At 62.2% G+C, this 12,469-nt stretch carries 22 protein-coding genes and 1 tRNA gene; 12 read left to right on the top strand and 11 right to left on the bottom strand.

Annotation, left to right across the window (positions count from 1 at the left end; translation table 11 throughout):
- Positions 1-16: 16 nt before the first annotated feature.
- From RlegSU303_RS08720 to RlegSU303_RS08760, 9 genes are all read right to left on the bottom strand, one after another.
- Positions 17-934, bottom strand: a complete 918-nt coding sequence (locus RlegSU303_RS08720; RefSeq protein WP_231283660.1) for a DUF2303 family protein — start codon at positions 932-934, stop codon at positions 17-19.
- Between the two features lie 24 nt (positions 935-958).
- Positions 959-1,303 (bottom strand): hypothetical protein, encoded by a 345-nt coding sequence (locus RlegSU303_RS08725; RefSeq protein ID WP_094230901.1) that lies wholly within the window; start codon positions 1,301-1,303, stop codon positions 959-961.
- Positions 1,304-1,342: 39 nt separating this feature from the next.
- Entirely contained in the window at positions 1,343-1,627 is a 285-nt protein-coding gene (locus RlegSU303_RS08730; RefSeq protein ID WP_231283661.1) for a hypothetical protein, read from the bottom strand.
- A 24-nt stretch (positions 1,628-1,651) separates the two neighbouring features.
- Positions 1,652-2,167, bottom strand: coding sequence for a single-stranded DNA-binding protein (locus RlegSU303_RS08735; RefSeq protein WP_222359949.1), 516 nt, complete (start codon positions 2,165-2,167; stop codon positions 1,652-1,654).
- A gap of 7 nt (positions 2,168-2,174) precedes the next feature.
- Positions 2,175-2,801: a hypothetical protein gene (locus tag RlegSU303_RS08740; RefSeq protein ID WP_231283662.1), complete on the bottom strand. Its 627-nt coding sequence runs from the start codon at positions 2,799-2,801 to the stop codon at positions 2,175-2,177.
- A complete protein-coding gene (locus tag RlegSU303_RS08745) occupies positions 2,798-3,106 on the bottom strand; it encodes a hypothetical protein (RefSeq protein WP_231283663.1) in 309 nt (102 codons plus the stop codon). The genes RlegSU303_RS08740 and RlegSU303_RS08745 overlap by 4 nt, the downstream gene beginning before the upstream one ends.
- Positions 3,106-3,315, bottom strand: a complete 210-nt coding sequence (locus tag RlegSU303_RS08750) for a hypothetical protein (protein WP_231283664.1) — start codon at positions 3,313-3,315, stop codon at positions 3,106-3,108. The genes RlegSU303_RS08745 and RlegSU303_RS08750 overlap by 1 nt, the downstream gene beginning before the upstream one ends.
- 69 nt (positions 3,316-3,384) lie before the next feature.
- On the bottom strand, positions 3,385-3,639 hold the full coding sequence (locus RlegSU303_RS08755) for a hypothetical protein (RefSeq protein ID WP_231283665.1): 255 nt from the start codon (positions 3,637-3,639) through the stop codon (positions 3,385-3,387).
- A gap of 95 nt (positions 3,640-3,734) precedes the next feature.
- On the bottom strand, positions 3,735-3,941 hold the full coding sequence (locus tag RlegSU303_RS08760; RefSeq protein WP_231283666.1) for a hypothetical protein: 207 nt from the start codon (positions 3,939-3,941) through the stop codon (positions 3,735-3,737).
- A 167-nt stretch (positions 3,942-4,108) separates the two neighbouring features.
- On the opposite strand from RlegSU303_RS08760, the gene RlegSU303_RS08765 reads away from it, so the two are divergent.
- Positions 4,109-4,942, top strand: coding sequence for a hypothetical protein (locus RlegSU303_RS08765; RefSeq protein WP_231283667.1), 834 nt, complete (start codon positions 4,109-4,111; stop codon positions 4,940-4,942).
- On the opposite strand, the gene RlegSU303_RS08770 is transcribed toward RlegSU303_RS08765, so the two are convergent.
- A complete protein-coding gene (locus RlegSU303_RS08770; RefSeq protein ID WP_231283668.1) occupies positions 4,939-5,568 on the bottom strand; it encodes a LexA family transcriptional regulator in 630 nt (209 codons plus the stop codon). The two genes, RlegSU303_RS08765 and RlegSU303_RS08770, sit on opposite strands and share 4 nt — an antisense overlap.
- A 135-nt stretch (positions 5,569-5,703) precedes the next feature.
- Here RlegSU303_RS08770 and RlegSU303_RS08775 point away from each other — a divergent pair, with 135 nt between their 5' ends.
- The 11 genes from RlegSU303_RS08775 to RlegSU303_RS08825 all read left to right on the top strand — a co-directional run bounded on the left by RlegSU303_RS08775 (position 5,704) and on the right by RlegSU303_RS08825 (position 11,752).
- A complete protein-coding gene (locus RlegSU303_RS08775; protein WP_231283669.1) occupies positions 5,704-5,931 on the top strand; it encodes a hypothetical protein in 228 nt (75 codons plus the stop codon).
- Between the two features lie 98 nt (positions 5,932-6,029).
- A tRNA-Met gene (locus RlegSU303_RS08780) sits at positions 6,030-6,105 on the top strand.
- A 145-nt stretch (positions 6,106-6,250) separates the two neighbouring features.
- A complete protein-coding gene (locus RlegSU303_RS08785; protein ID WP_231283670.1) occupies positions 6,251-6,706 on the top strand; it encodes a hypothetical protein in 456 nt (151 codons plus the stop codon).
- Between the two features lie 4 nt (positions 6,707-6,710).
- Positions 6,711-6,932 carry a hypothetical protein gene (locus RlegSU303_RS08790; protein ID WP_231283671.1) on the top strand — a complete coding sequence of 74 codons (222 nt, stop codon included), beginning with the start codon at positions 6,711-6,713 and terminating at the stop codon, positions 6,930-6,932.
- Positions 6,932-7,114 (top strand): hypothetical protein, encoded by a 183-nt coding sequence (locus RlegSU303_RS08795; protein ID WP_231283672.1) that lies wholly within the window; start codon positions 6,932-6,934, stop codon positions 7,112-7,114. Before RlegSU303_RS08790 ends, RlegSU303_RS08795 begins: the two co-directional genes overlap by 1 nt.
- Complete coding sequence (locus RlegSU303_RS08800) at positions 7,111-7,680, top strand: GcrA family cell cycle regulator (protein ID WP_231283673.1); 570 nt, start codon at positions 7,111-7,113, stop codon at positions 7,678-7,680. The genes RlegSU303_RS08795 and RlegSU303_RS08800 overlap by 4 nt, the downstream gene beginning before the upstream one ends.
- Before the next feature lies 1 nt (position 7,681).
- Positions 7,682-10,297: a DNA methyltransferase gene (locus RlegSU303_RS08805; RefSeq protein ID WP_231283674.1), complete on the top strand. Its 2,616-nt coding sequence runs from the start codon at positions 7,682-7,684 to the stop codon at positions 10,295-10,297.
- On the top strand, positions 10,294-10,749 hold the full coding sequence (locus tag RlegSU303_RS08810) for a hypothetical protein (RefSeq protein ID WP_231283675.1): 456 nt from the start codon (positions 10,294-10,296) through the stop codon (positions 10,747-10,749). Before RlegSU303_RS08805 ends, RlegSU303_RS08810 begins: the two co-directional genes overlap by 4 nt.
- Positions 10,740-11,255, top strand: a complete 516-nt coding sequence (locus RlegSU303_RS08815) for a hypothetical protein (RefSeq protein ID WP_231283676.1) — start codon at positions 10,740-10,742, stop codon at positions 11,253-11,255. Before RlegSU303_RS08810 ends, RlegSU303_RS08815 begins: the two co-directional genes overlap by 10 nt.
- A 3-nt stretch (positions 11,256-11,258) precedes the next feature.
- Entirely contained in the window at positions 11,259-11,459 is a 201-nt protein-coding gene (locus tag RlegSU303_RS08820) for a hypothetical protein (RefSeq protein WP_231283677.1), read from the top strand.
- Positions 11,456-11,752: a hypothetical protein gene (locus RlegSU303_RS08825; protein ID WP_231283678.1), complete on the top strand. Its 297-nt coding sequence runs from the start codon at positions 11,456-11,458 to the stop codon at positions 11,750-11,752. Before RlegSU303_RS08820 ends, RlegSU303_RS08825 begins: the two co-directional genes overlap by 4 nt.
- Positions 11,753-11,969: 217 nt before the next feature.
- Here RlegSU303_RS08825 and RlegSU303_RS08830 read toward each other — a convergent pair whose 3' ends face one another.
- A complete protein-coding gene (locus RlegSU303_RS08830; RefSeq protein ID WP_231283679.1) occupies positions 11,970-12,395 on the bottom strand; it encodes a type II toxin-antitoxin system HicB family antitoxin in 426 nt (141 codons plus the stop codon).
- Between the last annotated feature and the right edge of the window lie 74 nt (positions 12,396-12,469).

Genomic DNA, 12,469 nt, shown 5'->3' on the forward strand with positions numbered 1-12,469 from the left:
GCCGCCCGACGGTTTGTCAGGCCTGCATTTCCGGCGCGCCCTGGAAATAGGGCAGACCGGTGTCGGCGCCGGCGCGTTCCATGTCGCGCACCACCTGCTCGGTGATGTGGACATCGGGGCGATAGAGCTGGCAAATCCAGAAGAGCTTGCCGCTCGACAGCCGGTAGCGCAGGCGGACCGGGATGCGGGTCGGCTCGCCACGGAAGAAGGGCGGGACCGACAGGATGAACATGCCTGGCACGTCGAGCTTGTTGCCGTTGGCGTCGCGGTGCTCTTCCTCGAAATTGATCTGCGCCGCGCCCGACTGGAGCGAGACGACATTCTTGACCTTCATTTCCGAGGCGACCTGCAGGCCGCGCGAGAGGGTGACCATCTCGTTCGGATAGGCGACGCGGAAGGAGAACTTGTGCCGCCAATCCTCTTCCTCGATCTCGTCGGGCGCGGCGAGATCGGCGATATGATCCTCGATGAATTCGGCGAACTGCGTCTGGTCGAGCGCCTTGCTGTTGATGCCGATCCATGCTTTCCAACTGTCGGAGAGCGGGAATTCATAGTGGATCCGATGCTTGCCATTATCGGCCGCGCCGCCATTGACCTTGGCGTGATAGTCGATCACGGCGGTCAGCGAGGGCTTCGTCCAGTCGGTATCGGCGAAGATGGCGGAATGCTCGGTTTTGTGCCGTTCGACCAGTTCGATGAAACTTTCGAGCGTCAGGACCTTGGCCGTGCCGGACTTGCGAGCGGGGGTCAGGCGCCATTCGTCGACGAGCTGCTTGATGCTGGCAGCCTTGCCGGTTTTCGGGTCGATGAGGACGGGCACTTCCTTGGGAAGGCCGGACACATCGGTGGGCGTGGTGATGATATCGATGCCGAAGTCTGCCTGGACGGCGAGATCGGCGATGGCCTTGACGGCTGTTTCGGATAGCTGATCCACTTTGTTTTCCTCTGGTTGAAGGGCTTACTGCTGGGTCCGGTCGATCACGCGAGGACCGGGAAACATGTCGTGCTGCTGGGGATGCTCGGTCGAAAGCTTGCCGCCCTCGATGGCCCAGTAGACGTTGGACTTGCGCGGGATCTTCGGCAGCTTCGGCGGCGGGAGATCGGCGGTGACCTCGACGACGCCGTTCTTGATCGCGAAGTTGAGGACAACGGAGACCTGGCCCTTGAAGGTCGCCTTCGGCTGCTCGTTGGAATGCTCCAGAAGCTTTTCGACGACGATCTCGATCTTCTCCGTCAGTTCCTGATTGAGCTCGCCTCGTTCGAGCATGCCAACGAGGGCCTGCGCATCGCGTATTGTCTGCATGGGGCGTCCTTTCAGAGAGCCGGTGTTGAGATGAAGAAATCAGGCGGCGGCGCGGTAGCCTTTCAGCTCCGCGGCCGTCACCAATCCGTTGCTACGGGTCAGCTGACCGGCCGCGATCTGACGCAGGCGGCGTGCGATCTCGCGCTTGCCGTTTGAAGGACGTCCGCGGTTGGTCGAGCGGCGGCGCTTCGGTGGCTTTGAAATCGTGGGGACGGCGCTCAAGACGGCACTCTGCTTTGGTGCGGTCGTAACGACAGGTGCATGTATGCCGAAAATGCCTGCCAAAGCAGCGAGGGAGATTCCGAGATAGGCGTTACGTCTCATGGTCTTGGTCTCCGATTGAGAGGATCAGCGCCACTCGGGCGCGAAGGGAATGTCGTCGTCGAGATCGCGGGAGAAGCTGTTTGCCGGTGCGCCGCCACCTTGGCTGGCGTTGCGCGTCGCGCCCGCCGAGCGTTCGCCGTCGAGGCCATAATCGTCTGGTTCGCCGCCGGGCTGGTAGCCGCTGCCCTGCCGGCGATCGAGGAGCTGGAGATTGCCGTGGAAGCCCTGAAGCACGATCTCTGTCGTGTAGCGGTCGTTTCCGGCCTGATCCTGCCACTTGCGGGTGGCGAGCTGGCCTTCGAGATAGAGCTTCGAGCCCTTCTTCACATACTGCTCGACGACCTTGCAGAGGCCTTCGTTGAAGACGACGATCGTATGCCACTCGGTCTTTTCCTTGCGCTCGCCGCTGGTCCGGTCGCGCCAGCTTTCGGACGTGGCAAGGCGCAGACTGGCGATCGGTCGGCCGTCCTGCGTGCGACGGATCTCGGGATCGGCGCCGACGTTGCCGATAAGAATGACCTTGTTGACGGAGCCTGACATCAGAACCTCAATTGGAAATCGCGCGGCCGGTGGCGCGCTGGAAAAATTCGATGAAGGCGACCTCAGCCTTGGAGGCAGGCCATGGATGCAAGGTGCCGATCGTCAACGGCGGGGCGACCTTGGGAAAATCCGCTGCCGCATGTTCGCCGAACAGCGTGATCGCCTCGGCGCGTGTCATGCGAAGGTTCATCATCTGCAGGGCTGCGCGCGTCTGTTTCGTCCAGGCATCGGGGGGCTGCATGCCGGCTGCCTGATAGATCGCGAGATCCCAAGCGCCTTTGATCTGGCTGACGATCAGATCGAGGTCGGTACCGGACTTGACGTGCATCAGCTGCTCAGCCGGGCGGCTGCGGCCATCGATGAACAACTGGTGGCCGTCGCGTAGCAGGAAGAGGCCGGCAAGCCGCATATCGCCGGTTTCCCGCAGGATCGCCTGCGCGCCCTGGACGGCATGCTGCGCCGCAGACAGGGCGTGCGGACCTTCGTTCCGCGCGCCGAAGCGCGCCTGCTTCGACAGGGTCGACGCCATCAGCCGGAAATCGACGGCGGCGGGATCGACCAGGCCGATATCGATACGGCGGCCGAGGCCGATATTGGCGAAGATCGGATCCTTGGTCAGGCGCACGGCCATCATGCTGCCGGCTCCCACTTGCGACCGGAGAGACGTGCGGCACGGTAAGGGCGCCATTCGGGCCACTCATGATCGATGACATTCCAGTCGCCGCTCAACCAGGCGGGCAGGAATTCGACCGCGGCAAAGAGATCGTTCGTCGCCGGCTCGAGTACGTCCGTGACGAAGTCGACCGCGATCCGCATCTCCATCCGCTGTGCGGCCTTGCTGTCATGAAGGGCATAGTCGCGCATGCGAATGCTGACGAGCCAGAGCATCATGAAGATCGCGGCAAGGCCCCATCCGGCGATCGTGGCGATCTCGATCATCAGACGCGCTCCTGCCAGGCAATCTGCTGTTCGACCTGCGACAGTCCGTGATAGGTCGAGACGCCAAGAGCCAGCAGCGACAGCAGCGCCATCGCCCATGACATGCTGCAGATCAGCGCGACCAGCCAGAACGGCGCCCGCGGCGGCCGCGAGAGCGGGATGACGCGCAGCGGCTCGACGCGCGCACTGAAAGGCGTGAAATGATCCATGGAGAAGCCCTCTCATCGGTTTGGAAATGGCCGCATCCAAGGACGGGCCATAGCCAAGCCGATCGCGGATCAGCCTGCAGCGTCTTCGTCCCGGGTGTCGTTTGCCGCAGCCGCATTTTCGGCGGCTTCACGCTCGTCCTCGATCTCGGCCGGCTGCACTTCGTGGATTTTCAGGTCCATGTCGGAATGGCAGATGAAGTCCCGGTTTTCCCCGGCTGGCACGCGGCCGCCGTAGTGTTCGATCTTTTCACCGGTCTTCGGATGAAAGGCAGAGACGTCGACGGGCCAGCCATGGTTGGCTTTGACTATGATGGTGGTTGTCATGCGGTGAACCTCTCACTTTGCTGAAACCGGAGATCGGTTTCGCAATGGCGACGCCCGAGGGGTGACGGGCGCGCCATGACGAAGCCGATCGAGGATCAGGCGACGCGACGCGTCGACAGGCGATCGGCGAGGTTCTTTGCTTCGAGCTGGTAGCGGGCGATCTGGCGGGAGGTGAAACCTTCGGCACGCAGGTCGGCATAGGTGCAGCCGGGATGGGCGCGCATAAACGACGCCATTTCGCCGGCGACGTCGCGGCCGATGGCTGCGTGGGCAAAGGCGGATGTGTAGGGAAGGGTGTGCATGGTCGGTTCCTTTCCGAGAGGGTCACTCTGCTGCCCGGCGCAGCGCTGAGCATTGAAAGGAATATCGCGTTAAACGCTATATTTTGTCAAGCGGGAATATCGCGTTTAACGCTATATCCAAGTTTCGCTAGCATTGCCAATATGTTGTTGAACGCGACGGAGGGCTTATGCCGCGATTCAACTATCGATTTACCAAGGCTTCGACAGGGCGGGCCAACAAAGCGTCGCGCTCGGCTTATGACGAAGCCGAGTTGCGTGCGGCACTGTCGCTGGAAGGCATCCAACCGATTGATGTGGAGATGGAGCCGCCTGAGGCTTCGACTGAGCGTCAGACGGATTATCTTCGAGACCTGGGTGTGTCATGGTCCGGATCGCTTACTAAGCACGAAGCCAGCGACTTGATCACGAATGCGCAGGAACGGAAATCGCCGATGCAGCCATCGCTCGGTCGCCTCGCGCGGCATTACCGGGTCGAGGTGACGCGCTATACATCGAAGGAAAGTTTGTACAGGCGGATCTGTTCGCAGGTCTCGTCAAATAGTGACGGCCGTGAGCTCGCCGAGTGGTTCACATATCGCGTTTATCGAACGGGATGCGATAGGCATGGCGCCATGATCGACCATCCTGGGGATGACCGTCTGCGCACCGCGACGAATGCTCTCCTGCAAGATGACGCCGGGATGCGGTCGCTATGGAGAGCGGCGCGGGAAACAGACAGCGGCTTTCGATGGTTCGGTAGCTTCGAAGGCGACGACGGCCAACGGATTACCGGGGACAGCCGGAACACCGCATGCTTCAAGCTCGCTTACGGCGAACTCCTACGAGCCGGTTTGGTGCCAAGTTCACCAAGATCAGATGGCGTTGTCAGTTCGGCAATTCGCAGCAAAATCAGTATCTCGAACGGCGATGAAACTGTACCGGCAACACCCAAAAGCGGGTGTCTCGGCTCGCTTATGCTTCTCGTCGCTGCCTTTGCCGGGACGGGCTATCTCTTTTTCTAAGGCTCTCGCCTGACAGAATATACGACCCTGCCGACCACGCGGATATTGTCTCCCTCGGCTCCGCTTACATCGATCGGCTGTTGATAGCGAGGATCATCCGATTCTGGCAAAAGCCACATTTTGCCGGTGTCGTCCTGCCAGAGCTTCTTGATCGTCGCTTCGCGCAACCCGTCCGAGCGTTCGATCTCAATGATGTACCGGCGGCCGACCTTGAGATCCTCGGCTGTCTCCAGGACGCTCGTGTAGATGACGGCCGATCCATCCGGGTAAACCCGGTTCATTGACGGCCCCTGCGTCTCGGCCGCATAGAGCGATACGCCGCGGAATTCCGGATCATGTGGCACCGCGACTTCGTACCAATCGTCCTCGGACCATTCGAACGATTCTTTCCAAATGCCGGCTGCCACGTGCTGTTTGACGGTCACGGTTCTCGCCTGCCCATGACCTTCCATCAGGTCGACGACTTCGCAGTGGAGCACATCGGCGATTTGTTGCAGGCGGCTCATCGAAATGTCCGCTGTTTCGTTTTCGAGCTTGTTGTAGTTCGACAAATGAATACCGAGCGCATCCGCAACCTGCGACTGCGTTAGCCCCTGACTTTTGCGTACCTCTTTGATTCTCAACATAGTTCTGAATTTACCGTTTAACGAGATATTGCGATATCGCGTTAAACGCTAAATTCCACTTGACAGGGATATCGCGTTTAACGCTATATTCGCTCCATGAACATGAAGCGTTGGCGAGAGATGCGGGGATTATCGATGGCGGAAGCGGCAACGCTGCTGTCTTTGAAATATGCCGGTTCCTATCAGCGATACGAGACTGGCGAGAACAGGCCGGATGCGCCTTTGACGGTTCGCATCATTGCCACGACCGATGGGCAGGTCACGCTCGACGATCTGCATCAGCAGCGGCTTGATTGGCTGAAGCAAAATCGACCTGACGCGCTTGCCAACTTTCCTGAAGTCATTTCGGAGGCCGCGGTATGAATGCGCGTCCCTCACATTCGCTCCCAGTGCGCCTTCCTCACTTGGCGCCAACTCCGGCCGACGCGCGGTTCTCCAGGCGCGTCGGTCGGCTTTTCTTCCGCAGGGTAGGGAAGCGGTCATCACGCGTGGCTCATACCCACGAGATCGCAGGTTCAAATCCTGCCCCTGCAACCAGTTTCTGCCGTCTCGCATGCGGACCCCCGTAAGCCGGACCGCGTCAGCCATCTGACGCCTCGCCAACATTGCTAGCGACCGATCGTCCCCGCGCCAACGAAGTTCGGGGCCGGAAAACTTCGTTGACTTTTCGAGGGGGAAGCCCATGCGCGCTTCGCACGAACATCACTGGACCAGACTGAAGGCCGCGACACGCGCCGCAGTCGGCCAGGCCGGCACGGCCGAGCAGCTTTCGCAGTTCACCCGGGTCAGCGAAGGCCAGGTCAACAAGTATGTCGGCCCCAACTATCCCGACTACATGCCGATCGACGTGGTGCTCGATACCGAGCTTGCGGCCGGTGCGCCGATCATCACACAGGCGCTCGCCTCGATCCAGGGTTATCGGCTGGTTCCGATCGACGGCGCTGTCGAAGCGCCGATCGGCGTCAGGGACACGGTCAAGCTGCTCGAAGGCCTGATGACCGTCGTCAGCGCCATTCATGCCGCGATCGCCGACGAGACCGTCGACGAAGGCGAAAAGCGCGAAATCGAACGCAAGCTCAACAGCCACATGATGGACGTGCAGGACGTGCTGTCGCGCGTCCGGCGGGTGGAGGGCTGAGCCGATGATGTTTTCGGAAAAGCAAGCTCTTCGGGAGAAGGCCAGAAAGCTGACCAAGAATATCGCGGCGGTCGCGGCTGCCCACAACATCACTGTCCAATCGGTCATCACCTCCGACAGAACCCACGAATGCCCGTGCTGCCACCGCGTGCTGGCAGTTGCCGAAGTGATCGAGCGCTACTGCGCCCACTGCGGCGACGTCGCGCCGAAAGAGGTTCGCTTCTGATGGATCACGGCGCACCGACACAGAAGTCCGATCGCGATCGCATCCGCCAGAAGCGCGGCGCGGCTAACAAGGAAATCGCCAAGGCTGCGCGCCGCGCCGTCAAGGCCTGGAATGATGGCGGCGACGGAGCCTCCTTGATCGCGGCGCTTGCGCAGATCGTGAAGAAGGCGGACGCGTCATGAACAACAAGAAGTCCGTCTGGACACCCGAACGCCTCGACCTTGCGGAAAAGCTCTGGAAGGATGGCAACTCCGCCACGGTGATCGCCGCGCGGCTTCCCGGCATCAGCCGCAACGCCGTCCTCGGCGTCATGAACCGCGAGCGTGCACGCTTTCCCTATCGCGGCGGACCGGCGGGCGGCGGGCGCAACATTCCGATGTCGCCGAAGGAGAGGGTGCGCAAGGTCGCGCCTGCCAAGCCGGTGCAGGCGCCCAAGCCGAAACAACCGCAGTTCGAAGCGCCCAAGGCGACCGCGCGACTTGCCGATCTCGGCATCATCGCCCGGTTGCCCAAGCCGACGGCCGAGGCCCGCTTTCCGCATCGCGGCGCGGTGCTGAAGGGCGGCGCGCCCAATGGGGTTTCTTTCTCAGCGCTCACTCATTGGCAGTGCGCCTGGCCGCTGACGAATTTCGAGGATGCGGACGGACCGGACATGCCGTGCTGCGGCCGGCGTCGTCGCGGGCAGGATGCGCCGAACAGCGCCTATTGCGCCGAACACGCAGCGGTAGCGCGCGGTGAGGGCCGATAGGATGGATTACGGCTCGTTCCTGCACGCGAAGATCCAGATGGCGCCGGAAGGCGGCTTCGAGCTTTCCGACGACGACATCAATCCGCTGCTCCTGCCGCACCAGAAGGCGATCGTCAAATGGGCGTGCCGCGGCGGACGGCGGGCGATCTTCGCCGCCTTCGGGCTCGGCAAGACTATGATGCAGATCGAGCTGCTGCGGATCATCGCGCATAAGTGCGGCGGCATGGGCCTGCTGGTGGCGCCGCTCGGCGTACGACAGGAGTTCAAGGGCGATGCCCATGTTCTGGCGACGGGCGAGCATCCGCGCATTACCGACGAACAGCGCAAGGTGCTGCGCGCCTGGCTGGCGCTACGGCCGGACCGGGCTCCTCACTTCACCTTCATCCGCGAGACGGCCCAAGCCGACGGCAAGGGCTATCCGCTTTACATGACCAATTATGAGCCGGTGCGCGACGGCAAGCTCGATCCGCGCGTCTTCGCCGTCACCTCGCTCGACGAGGCCTCGTGCCTTCGCGGCTTCGGCGGCTCGAAGACCTTTCGCGAGTTCATGCGGCTGTTCGAGGGTATCCGCTACAAGTTCGTGGCGACGGCGACGCCTTCGCCCAACCAGTTCATCGAGCTGCTCGCCTATTCCGCCTATCTCGAAATCATGGATGTCGGGCAGGCGAAGACGCGCTTTTTCAAGCGCAATTCCGAGAAGGCCGACACGCTCACCATCCATCCGCACAAGGAGCGTGAGTTCTGGCTTTGGGTGGCGAGCTGGGCGCTGTTTGTTCAGAAGCCGTCCGATCTCGGTTTCGACGACGCCGGCTATGACCTGCCGCCGATGCGCATCCGCTGGCACGAACTGCCGTCCGACCATACCAGCGCCGGCCTGGAACGGAGTGGCCAAGGCAGGCTTTTGCGCAATGCCGCCGCCTCGCTGTCGGATGCGGCACGCGAAAAGCGCGACAGCCTGCCGGTGCGGCTTGCCAAGCTGATGGAACTGAGGGCGGAAAACCCCGATGCCCATCGCATCATCTGGCACGATCTCGAGGCGGAGCGCGAGGCGATCGAGAAAGCCATTCCCGACGTCGTCTCCGTCTACGGCGCGCAGGGTCTGGATGAACGCGAACAGGCGATCATCGACTTTTCCGAGGGCCGTATCCGCGAGCTGGCAGGCAAGCCGCAGATGCTCGGGTCGGGGCCGAATTTTCAATATGCCTGCTGGTGGGAAATCTTCTTCGGTATCGGGCCGAAGTTCAACGATTTCATCCAGGCGCTGCACCGCTGCTACCGCTTCATGCAGCCGCACGAAGTGCTGATCGACCTCATCTACACCGAAGCCGAGCGGCCGCAACGCGAAAACCTCGAAGGCAAGTGGCGCCGGCATACCGAGGAAATGCAGATCATGACCGGGATCATCAAGGAATACGGCCTGTCATCGGCCGCGATGGCCGATTCTCTGACGCGTGCCATGGGTGTCGAGCGCATCGAGGTGAAGGGCGAGGGTTATCGCCTGGTCAACAGCGACTGCGTTGTCGAATGCCAGCGGATGGAGGCTGACAGCGTCGATCTGATCGTCACCTCTATCCCGTTTTCGACGCAGTACGAATATTCGCCGAACTATGCCGATTTCGGCCATACCGACGACAACGACCATTTCTGGCAGCAGATGGATTTCCTGATCCCGGAGCTGCTGCGGGTGCTTTCGCCGGGGCGCATCGCCGCGATCCACGTCAAGGACCGGATCGTGCCGGGCGGCATGACCGGGCTCGGCTTCCAGACCGTCTATCCGTTCTCCGATGACTGCGTCGCCCGCTTCAAACGGCACGGCTTCGCCTTCCTGTCGCGCAAGACGATCACGACGGACGTCGTTCGCGAGAACAACCAGACCTATCGGCTCGGCTGGTCCGAGCAATGCAAGGATGGTTCGCGCATGGGCAACGGCATGCCGGAATATCTGCTGATCTTCCGCAAGCCGCCGTCAGATTCCTCGAACGGCTATGCCGACCGGCCGGTAAAGAAGGCCAAGCGTAAGCATGTCAGCGAGACCAGGGAGTGGGAAAATCCAGCCGGCTATTCCCGCGCCCGCTGGCAACTGGACGCGCACGGCTTCATGCCGTCATCCGGAAACCGCATTCTGCAGCCGGAAGAACTGTTCGGGCTCGACGCCAGCCAGATCTTCAAGCTCTGGAAAAAGTATCAGCTCGAAGCGGTCTATGATTTCGAGCATCACGTGATGATCGCCGAGGCGCTGGAAGAGCGCGGCATGCTGCCCTCGACCTTCATGCTGCTGCCGCCGCACTCCAAGCATGACGACGTCTGGACCGATGTCACCCGCATGCTGTCGATGAACACGCTGCAGGCAGGCGCCGGCCGAGAGCTTCACCTCTGCCCGCTGCAGTTCGATATCGTCGACCGCGCGATCGCGCAATATACCGAGCCGGGCGAAACCGTGTTCGATCCTTTCGGCGGGCTGATGACGGTGCCCTACCGGGCCTTGAAGCTCGGGCGGAAGGGTGCGGCAGTGGAACTCAACCCCGCTTACTTCCTCGACGGCTGCAAATATGTCGAGGCTGAAGCCCGCGCCAAGGCCATGCCGAGCCTCTTCGATCTGATGGATGCGGCGGAATGAGCGAACCCATCCGCCTCTTCATCGTGACCGATAATCCGGAGCGGGCCTGCCTGTCGGTGATGAGCTGCTTTCCCTCTGATTGCCCGCCGTTCGTTCGCATCCTGACGGAAGCCGCCGCGATCCGAGAGATTCCTGAAGGCGCCCGCTGCATCGGCCAATGGTTCGCCTGGTCGGATCGCCGGCCCGATGAAGCGCAGATGGCGTGGGAGTGGCGCAAGGGCGCCGGCGACATCGAGGGCGTCAGCGAGACCTTCTTTCAGCGCATCGACGAGTGGAACGCCAAGCGGCGCGAAGCGGAGGCGAGGATCCTCGCCGAAGCCGTTGCCGATCTTTCTGACGCTCCCGTCACCTCGTTTGCCGATTTCGCCAATGCCAACGCCGCGGCAACCGCCGTCGCGTCGGAAAATGTCGCCGTTTTCCCCAGCCAGCCAAGGGTGTCCAGATGGAAGTGATGATGTTCGGCCCGACGGCCGTCACGCGTGATGGCCTGATGTCGATGTTGCCGCATGAACGCAGCGAATGCCTCGCACTGATGCGCGAGCGCGGCAAAAGCGATCTGGCGATCGGCACGATCCTCGGGATCGGCTCTCAGGTTGTGCAGCGCCTGATCGAGGCAAAGCACGTTTACAGCATCCCGAAGGCAGCCGAAGAGCGGATGCAGCAGGAAGATATCCCGGCGGCAGTGCTGGAGAAGATCGACATCAGCCGCAACGGCCTGCTGCTCCTGCGTCGCATCGGCCGCGAGCGGCAGGGGTGGACGGCCGGAAAGGCGAAAGTCTCGACCGAGACCGGGCTTTACGAGGTGGCGCTCGAGCGGGCGATGAACGAAGTTCTCGACCGCGGCCTGGTCGTCAAACTTGGCACCATGGGGCGGGGGCAGGCGCCGACTTACTGCGTGACGCCGCAAGGCCGGACATTGCTGAACACGGCGGCGTCTCCCGCGACGGCGGAGGCATGAGGAATGCTCTCCGATTCGATCCGCATCCTGCGGCAGAGCAAGGAAAGGGAAAGCGGCAAGGTCGGCGAAGCCCTCATCCTGCGCGGCTTCGAGATCGAGGCGCGCAACATGGAAGAGCGGCTGCAGCAGATCACCGGCCGCCCCCACGTGCCGCTCGACGGCAATCTGGTCAGCCAGCCGGAACGCGAGGCGGTGCTTCCATGAAGGACGCCCGCACCCGCATACTGCTGATCGTCGCGCCGACTATCGTCGAGTGCTATCGCACGGCGCGCGAATTCGGCCTCGACCTTTTGCAGGTGGGTTCCATGCGGTGCGTGACCAAGCCGCATCACCTGCGCGGCTGGAGCCGCGCGACCCCTTTTATCGCTCTTCATCGCGAACGCTGGCCCGAGGACCTCGACCTGGCGCTCGACGCGTTGACGAGGCTCGGCCAGCTGCGGATCGCCAATGACGAGGATCTCTCGCCGTTCATGGAAAGGGTCTCCCATGCTGGATAGGGCCGATCCAAGACGGGCAACATCATCCGCCATGAGCGGCAAGATGGACGATCGCCAGGCGCTGGCGGCCATCGTGCTGTGGAATTCTGGACATTTCGACACGCTCGATATCGGCAAGCTGCTCGACGTTGGCGAGGATGCGGTCTGCCGGACGTTGAATGCGGCGCGGACGATCGTCGCGGGGGGGGGGCTGATGGCCGCTAATGCCACTGTCACATCACGCCGCCTCGAGGCCGATCACCAATCGCTTGCCCATGGCTCTAAGCGCGCTGACCAACATCGGCAGCTTGGTGATGACATCAGGGTCGAGCAGCCGGCGCGCCTCCTTCTCGTCCTTGCCTATGCGGCGGGCCAGCTCGCTGCGCGAAATACCAGCCTCACGGAAGGTCTCGATGACGGCGATCTTCATGGCAATCTCGGGCTCCGGCGCGATCATCGTTTCGCCGGCCGTGGGCTCCGGAAGCGCGCGGCCCATTTCCAGATAGGTCAGCAGGATGACGCCGAGTGCGTCGGCGGCCATGGCGCGGGCATCAGCCATATCGTCGCCCTCGGTGATGGCCTCAGGCACATCGGCGAAGGTGACGGTGAAGCCGCCTTCCTTTTCGGTCGGCTCGAAGGTCGCCGCGTAAGCGTAAGTCTTCATGGTTCGGTCTCCAATGCGGCCATGATTGGCCTTGTTCGACATGGGCAAGCGGTCTCGCCACGAAGGTCCGGGGC

It is taken from the genome of Rhizobium sp. SU303 (assembly GCF_021052345.1).
Classification (GTDB): domain Bacteria; phylum Pseudomonadota; class Alphaproteobacteria; order Rhizobiales; family Rhizobiaceae; genus Rhizobium; species Rhizobium laguerreae.

Excerpts from the sequence above, each read along its gene's own strand:
- RlegSU303_RS08745 (WP_231283663.1), bottom strand. The coding sequence starts at position 3,106 with ATGATCGAGATCGCCACGATCGCCGGATGGGGCCTTGCCGCGATCTTC.
- RlegSU303_RS08830 (WP_231283679.1), bottom strand. The coding sequence starts at position 12,395 with ATGAAGACTTACGCTTACGCGGCGACCTTCGAGCCGACCGAAAAGGAA.
- RlegSU303_RS08785 (WP_231283670.1), top strand. The coding sequence starts at position 6,251 with ATGCGCGCTTCGCACGAACATCACTGGACCAGACTGAAGGCCGCGACA.
- RlegSU303_RS08735 (WP_222359949.1), bottom strand. The coding sequence starts at position 2,167 with ATGTCAGGCTCCGTCAACAAGGTCATTCTTATCGGCAACGTCGGCGCC.
- RlegSU303_RS08825 (WP_231283678.1), top strand. The coding sequence starts at position 11,456 with ATGAAGGACGCCCGCACCCGCATACTGCTGATCGTCGCGCCGACTATC.
- RlegSU303_RS08800 (WP_231283673.1), top strand. The coding sequence starts at position 7,111 with ATGAACAACAAGAAGTCCGTCTGGACACCCGAACGCCTCGACCTTGCG.
- RlegSU303_RS08730 (WP_231283661.1), bottom strand. The coding sequence starts at position 1,627 with ATGAGACGTAACGCCTATCTCGGAATCTCCCTCGCTGCTTTGGCAGGC.
- RlegSU303_RS08815 (WP_231283676.1), top strand. The coding sequence starts at position 10,740 with ATGGAAGTGATGATGTTCGGCCCGACGGCCGTCACGCGTGATGGCCTG.
- RlegSU303_RS08760 (WP_231283666.1), bottom strand. The coding sequence starts at position 3,941 with ATGCACACCCTTCCCTACACATCCGCCTTTGCCCACGCAGCCATCGGC.
- RlegSU303_RS08790 (WP_231283671.1), top strand. The coding sequence starts at position 6,711 with ATGATGTTTTCGGAAAAGCAAGCTCTTCGGGAGAAGGCCAGAAAGCTG.
- RlegSU303_RS08740 (WP_231283662.1), bottom strand. The coding sequence starts at position 2,801 with ATGATGGCCGTGCGCCTGACCAAGGATCCGATCTTCGCCAATATCGGC.
- RlegSU303_RS08765 (WP_231283667.1), top strand. The coding sequence starts at position 4,109 with ATGCCGCGATTCAACTATCGATTTACCAAGGCTTCGACAGGGCGGGCC.
- RlegSU303_RS08810 (WP_231283675.1), top strand. The coding sequence starts at position 10,294 with ATGAGCGAACCCATCCGCCTCTTCATCGTGACCGATAATCCGGAGCGG.
- RlegSU303_RS08775 (WP_231283669.1), top strand. The coding sequence starts at position 5,704 with ATGGCGGAAGCGGCAACGCTGCTGTCTTTGAAATATGCCGGTTCCTAT.
- RlegSU303_RS08805 (WP_231283674.1), top strand. The coding sequence starts at position 7,682 with ATGGATTACGGCTCGTTCCTGCACGCGAAGATCCAGATGGCGCCGGAA.
- RlegSU303_RS08795 (WP_231283672.1), top strand. The coding sequence starts at position 6,932 with ATGGATCACGGCGCACCGACACAGAAGTCCGATCGCGATCGCATCCGC.
- RlegSU303_RS08820 (WP_231283677.1), top strand. The coding sequence starts at position 11,259 with ATGCTCTCCGATTCGATCCGCATCCTGCGGCAGAGCAAGGAAAGGGAA.
- RlegSU303_RS08750 (WP_231283664.1), bottom strand. The coding sequence starts at position 3,315 with ATGGATCATTTCACGCCTTTCAGTGCGCGCGTCGAGCCGCTGCGCGTC.
- RlegSU303_RS08755 (WP_231283665.1), bottom strand. The coding sequence starts at position 3,639 with ATGACAACCACCATCATAGTCAAAGCCAACCATGGCTGGCCCGTCGAC.
- RlegSU303_RS08770 (WP_231283668.1), bottom strand. The coding sequence starts at position 5,568 with ATGTTGAGAATCAAAGAGGTACGCAAAAGTCAGGGGCTAACGCAGTCG.
- RlegSU303_RS08725 (WP_094230901.1), bottom strand. The coding sequence starts at position 1,303 with ATGCAGACAATACGCGATGCGCAGGCCCTCGTTGGCATGCTCGAACGA.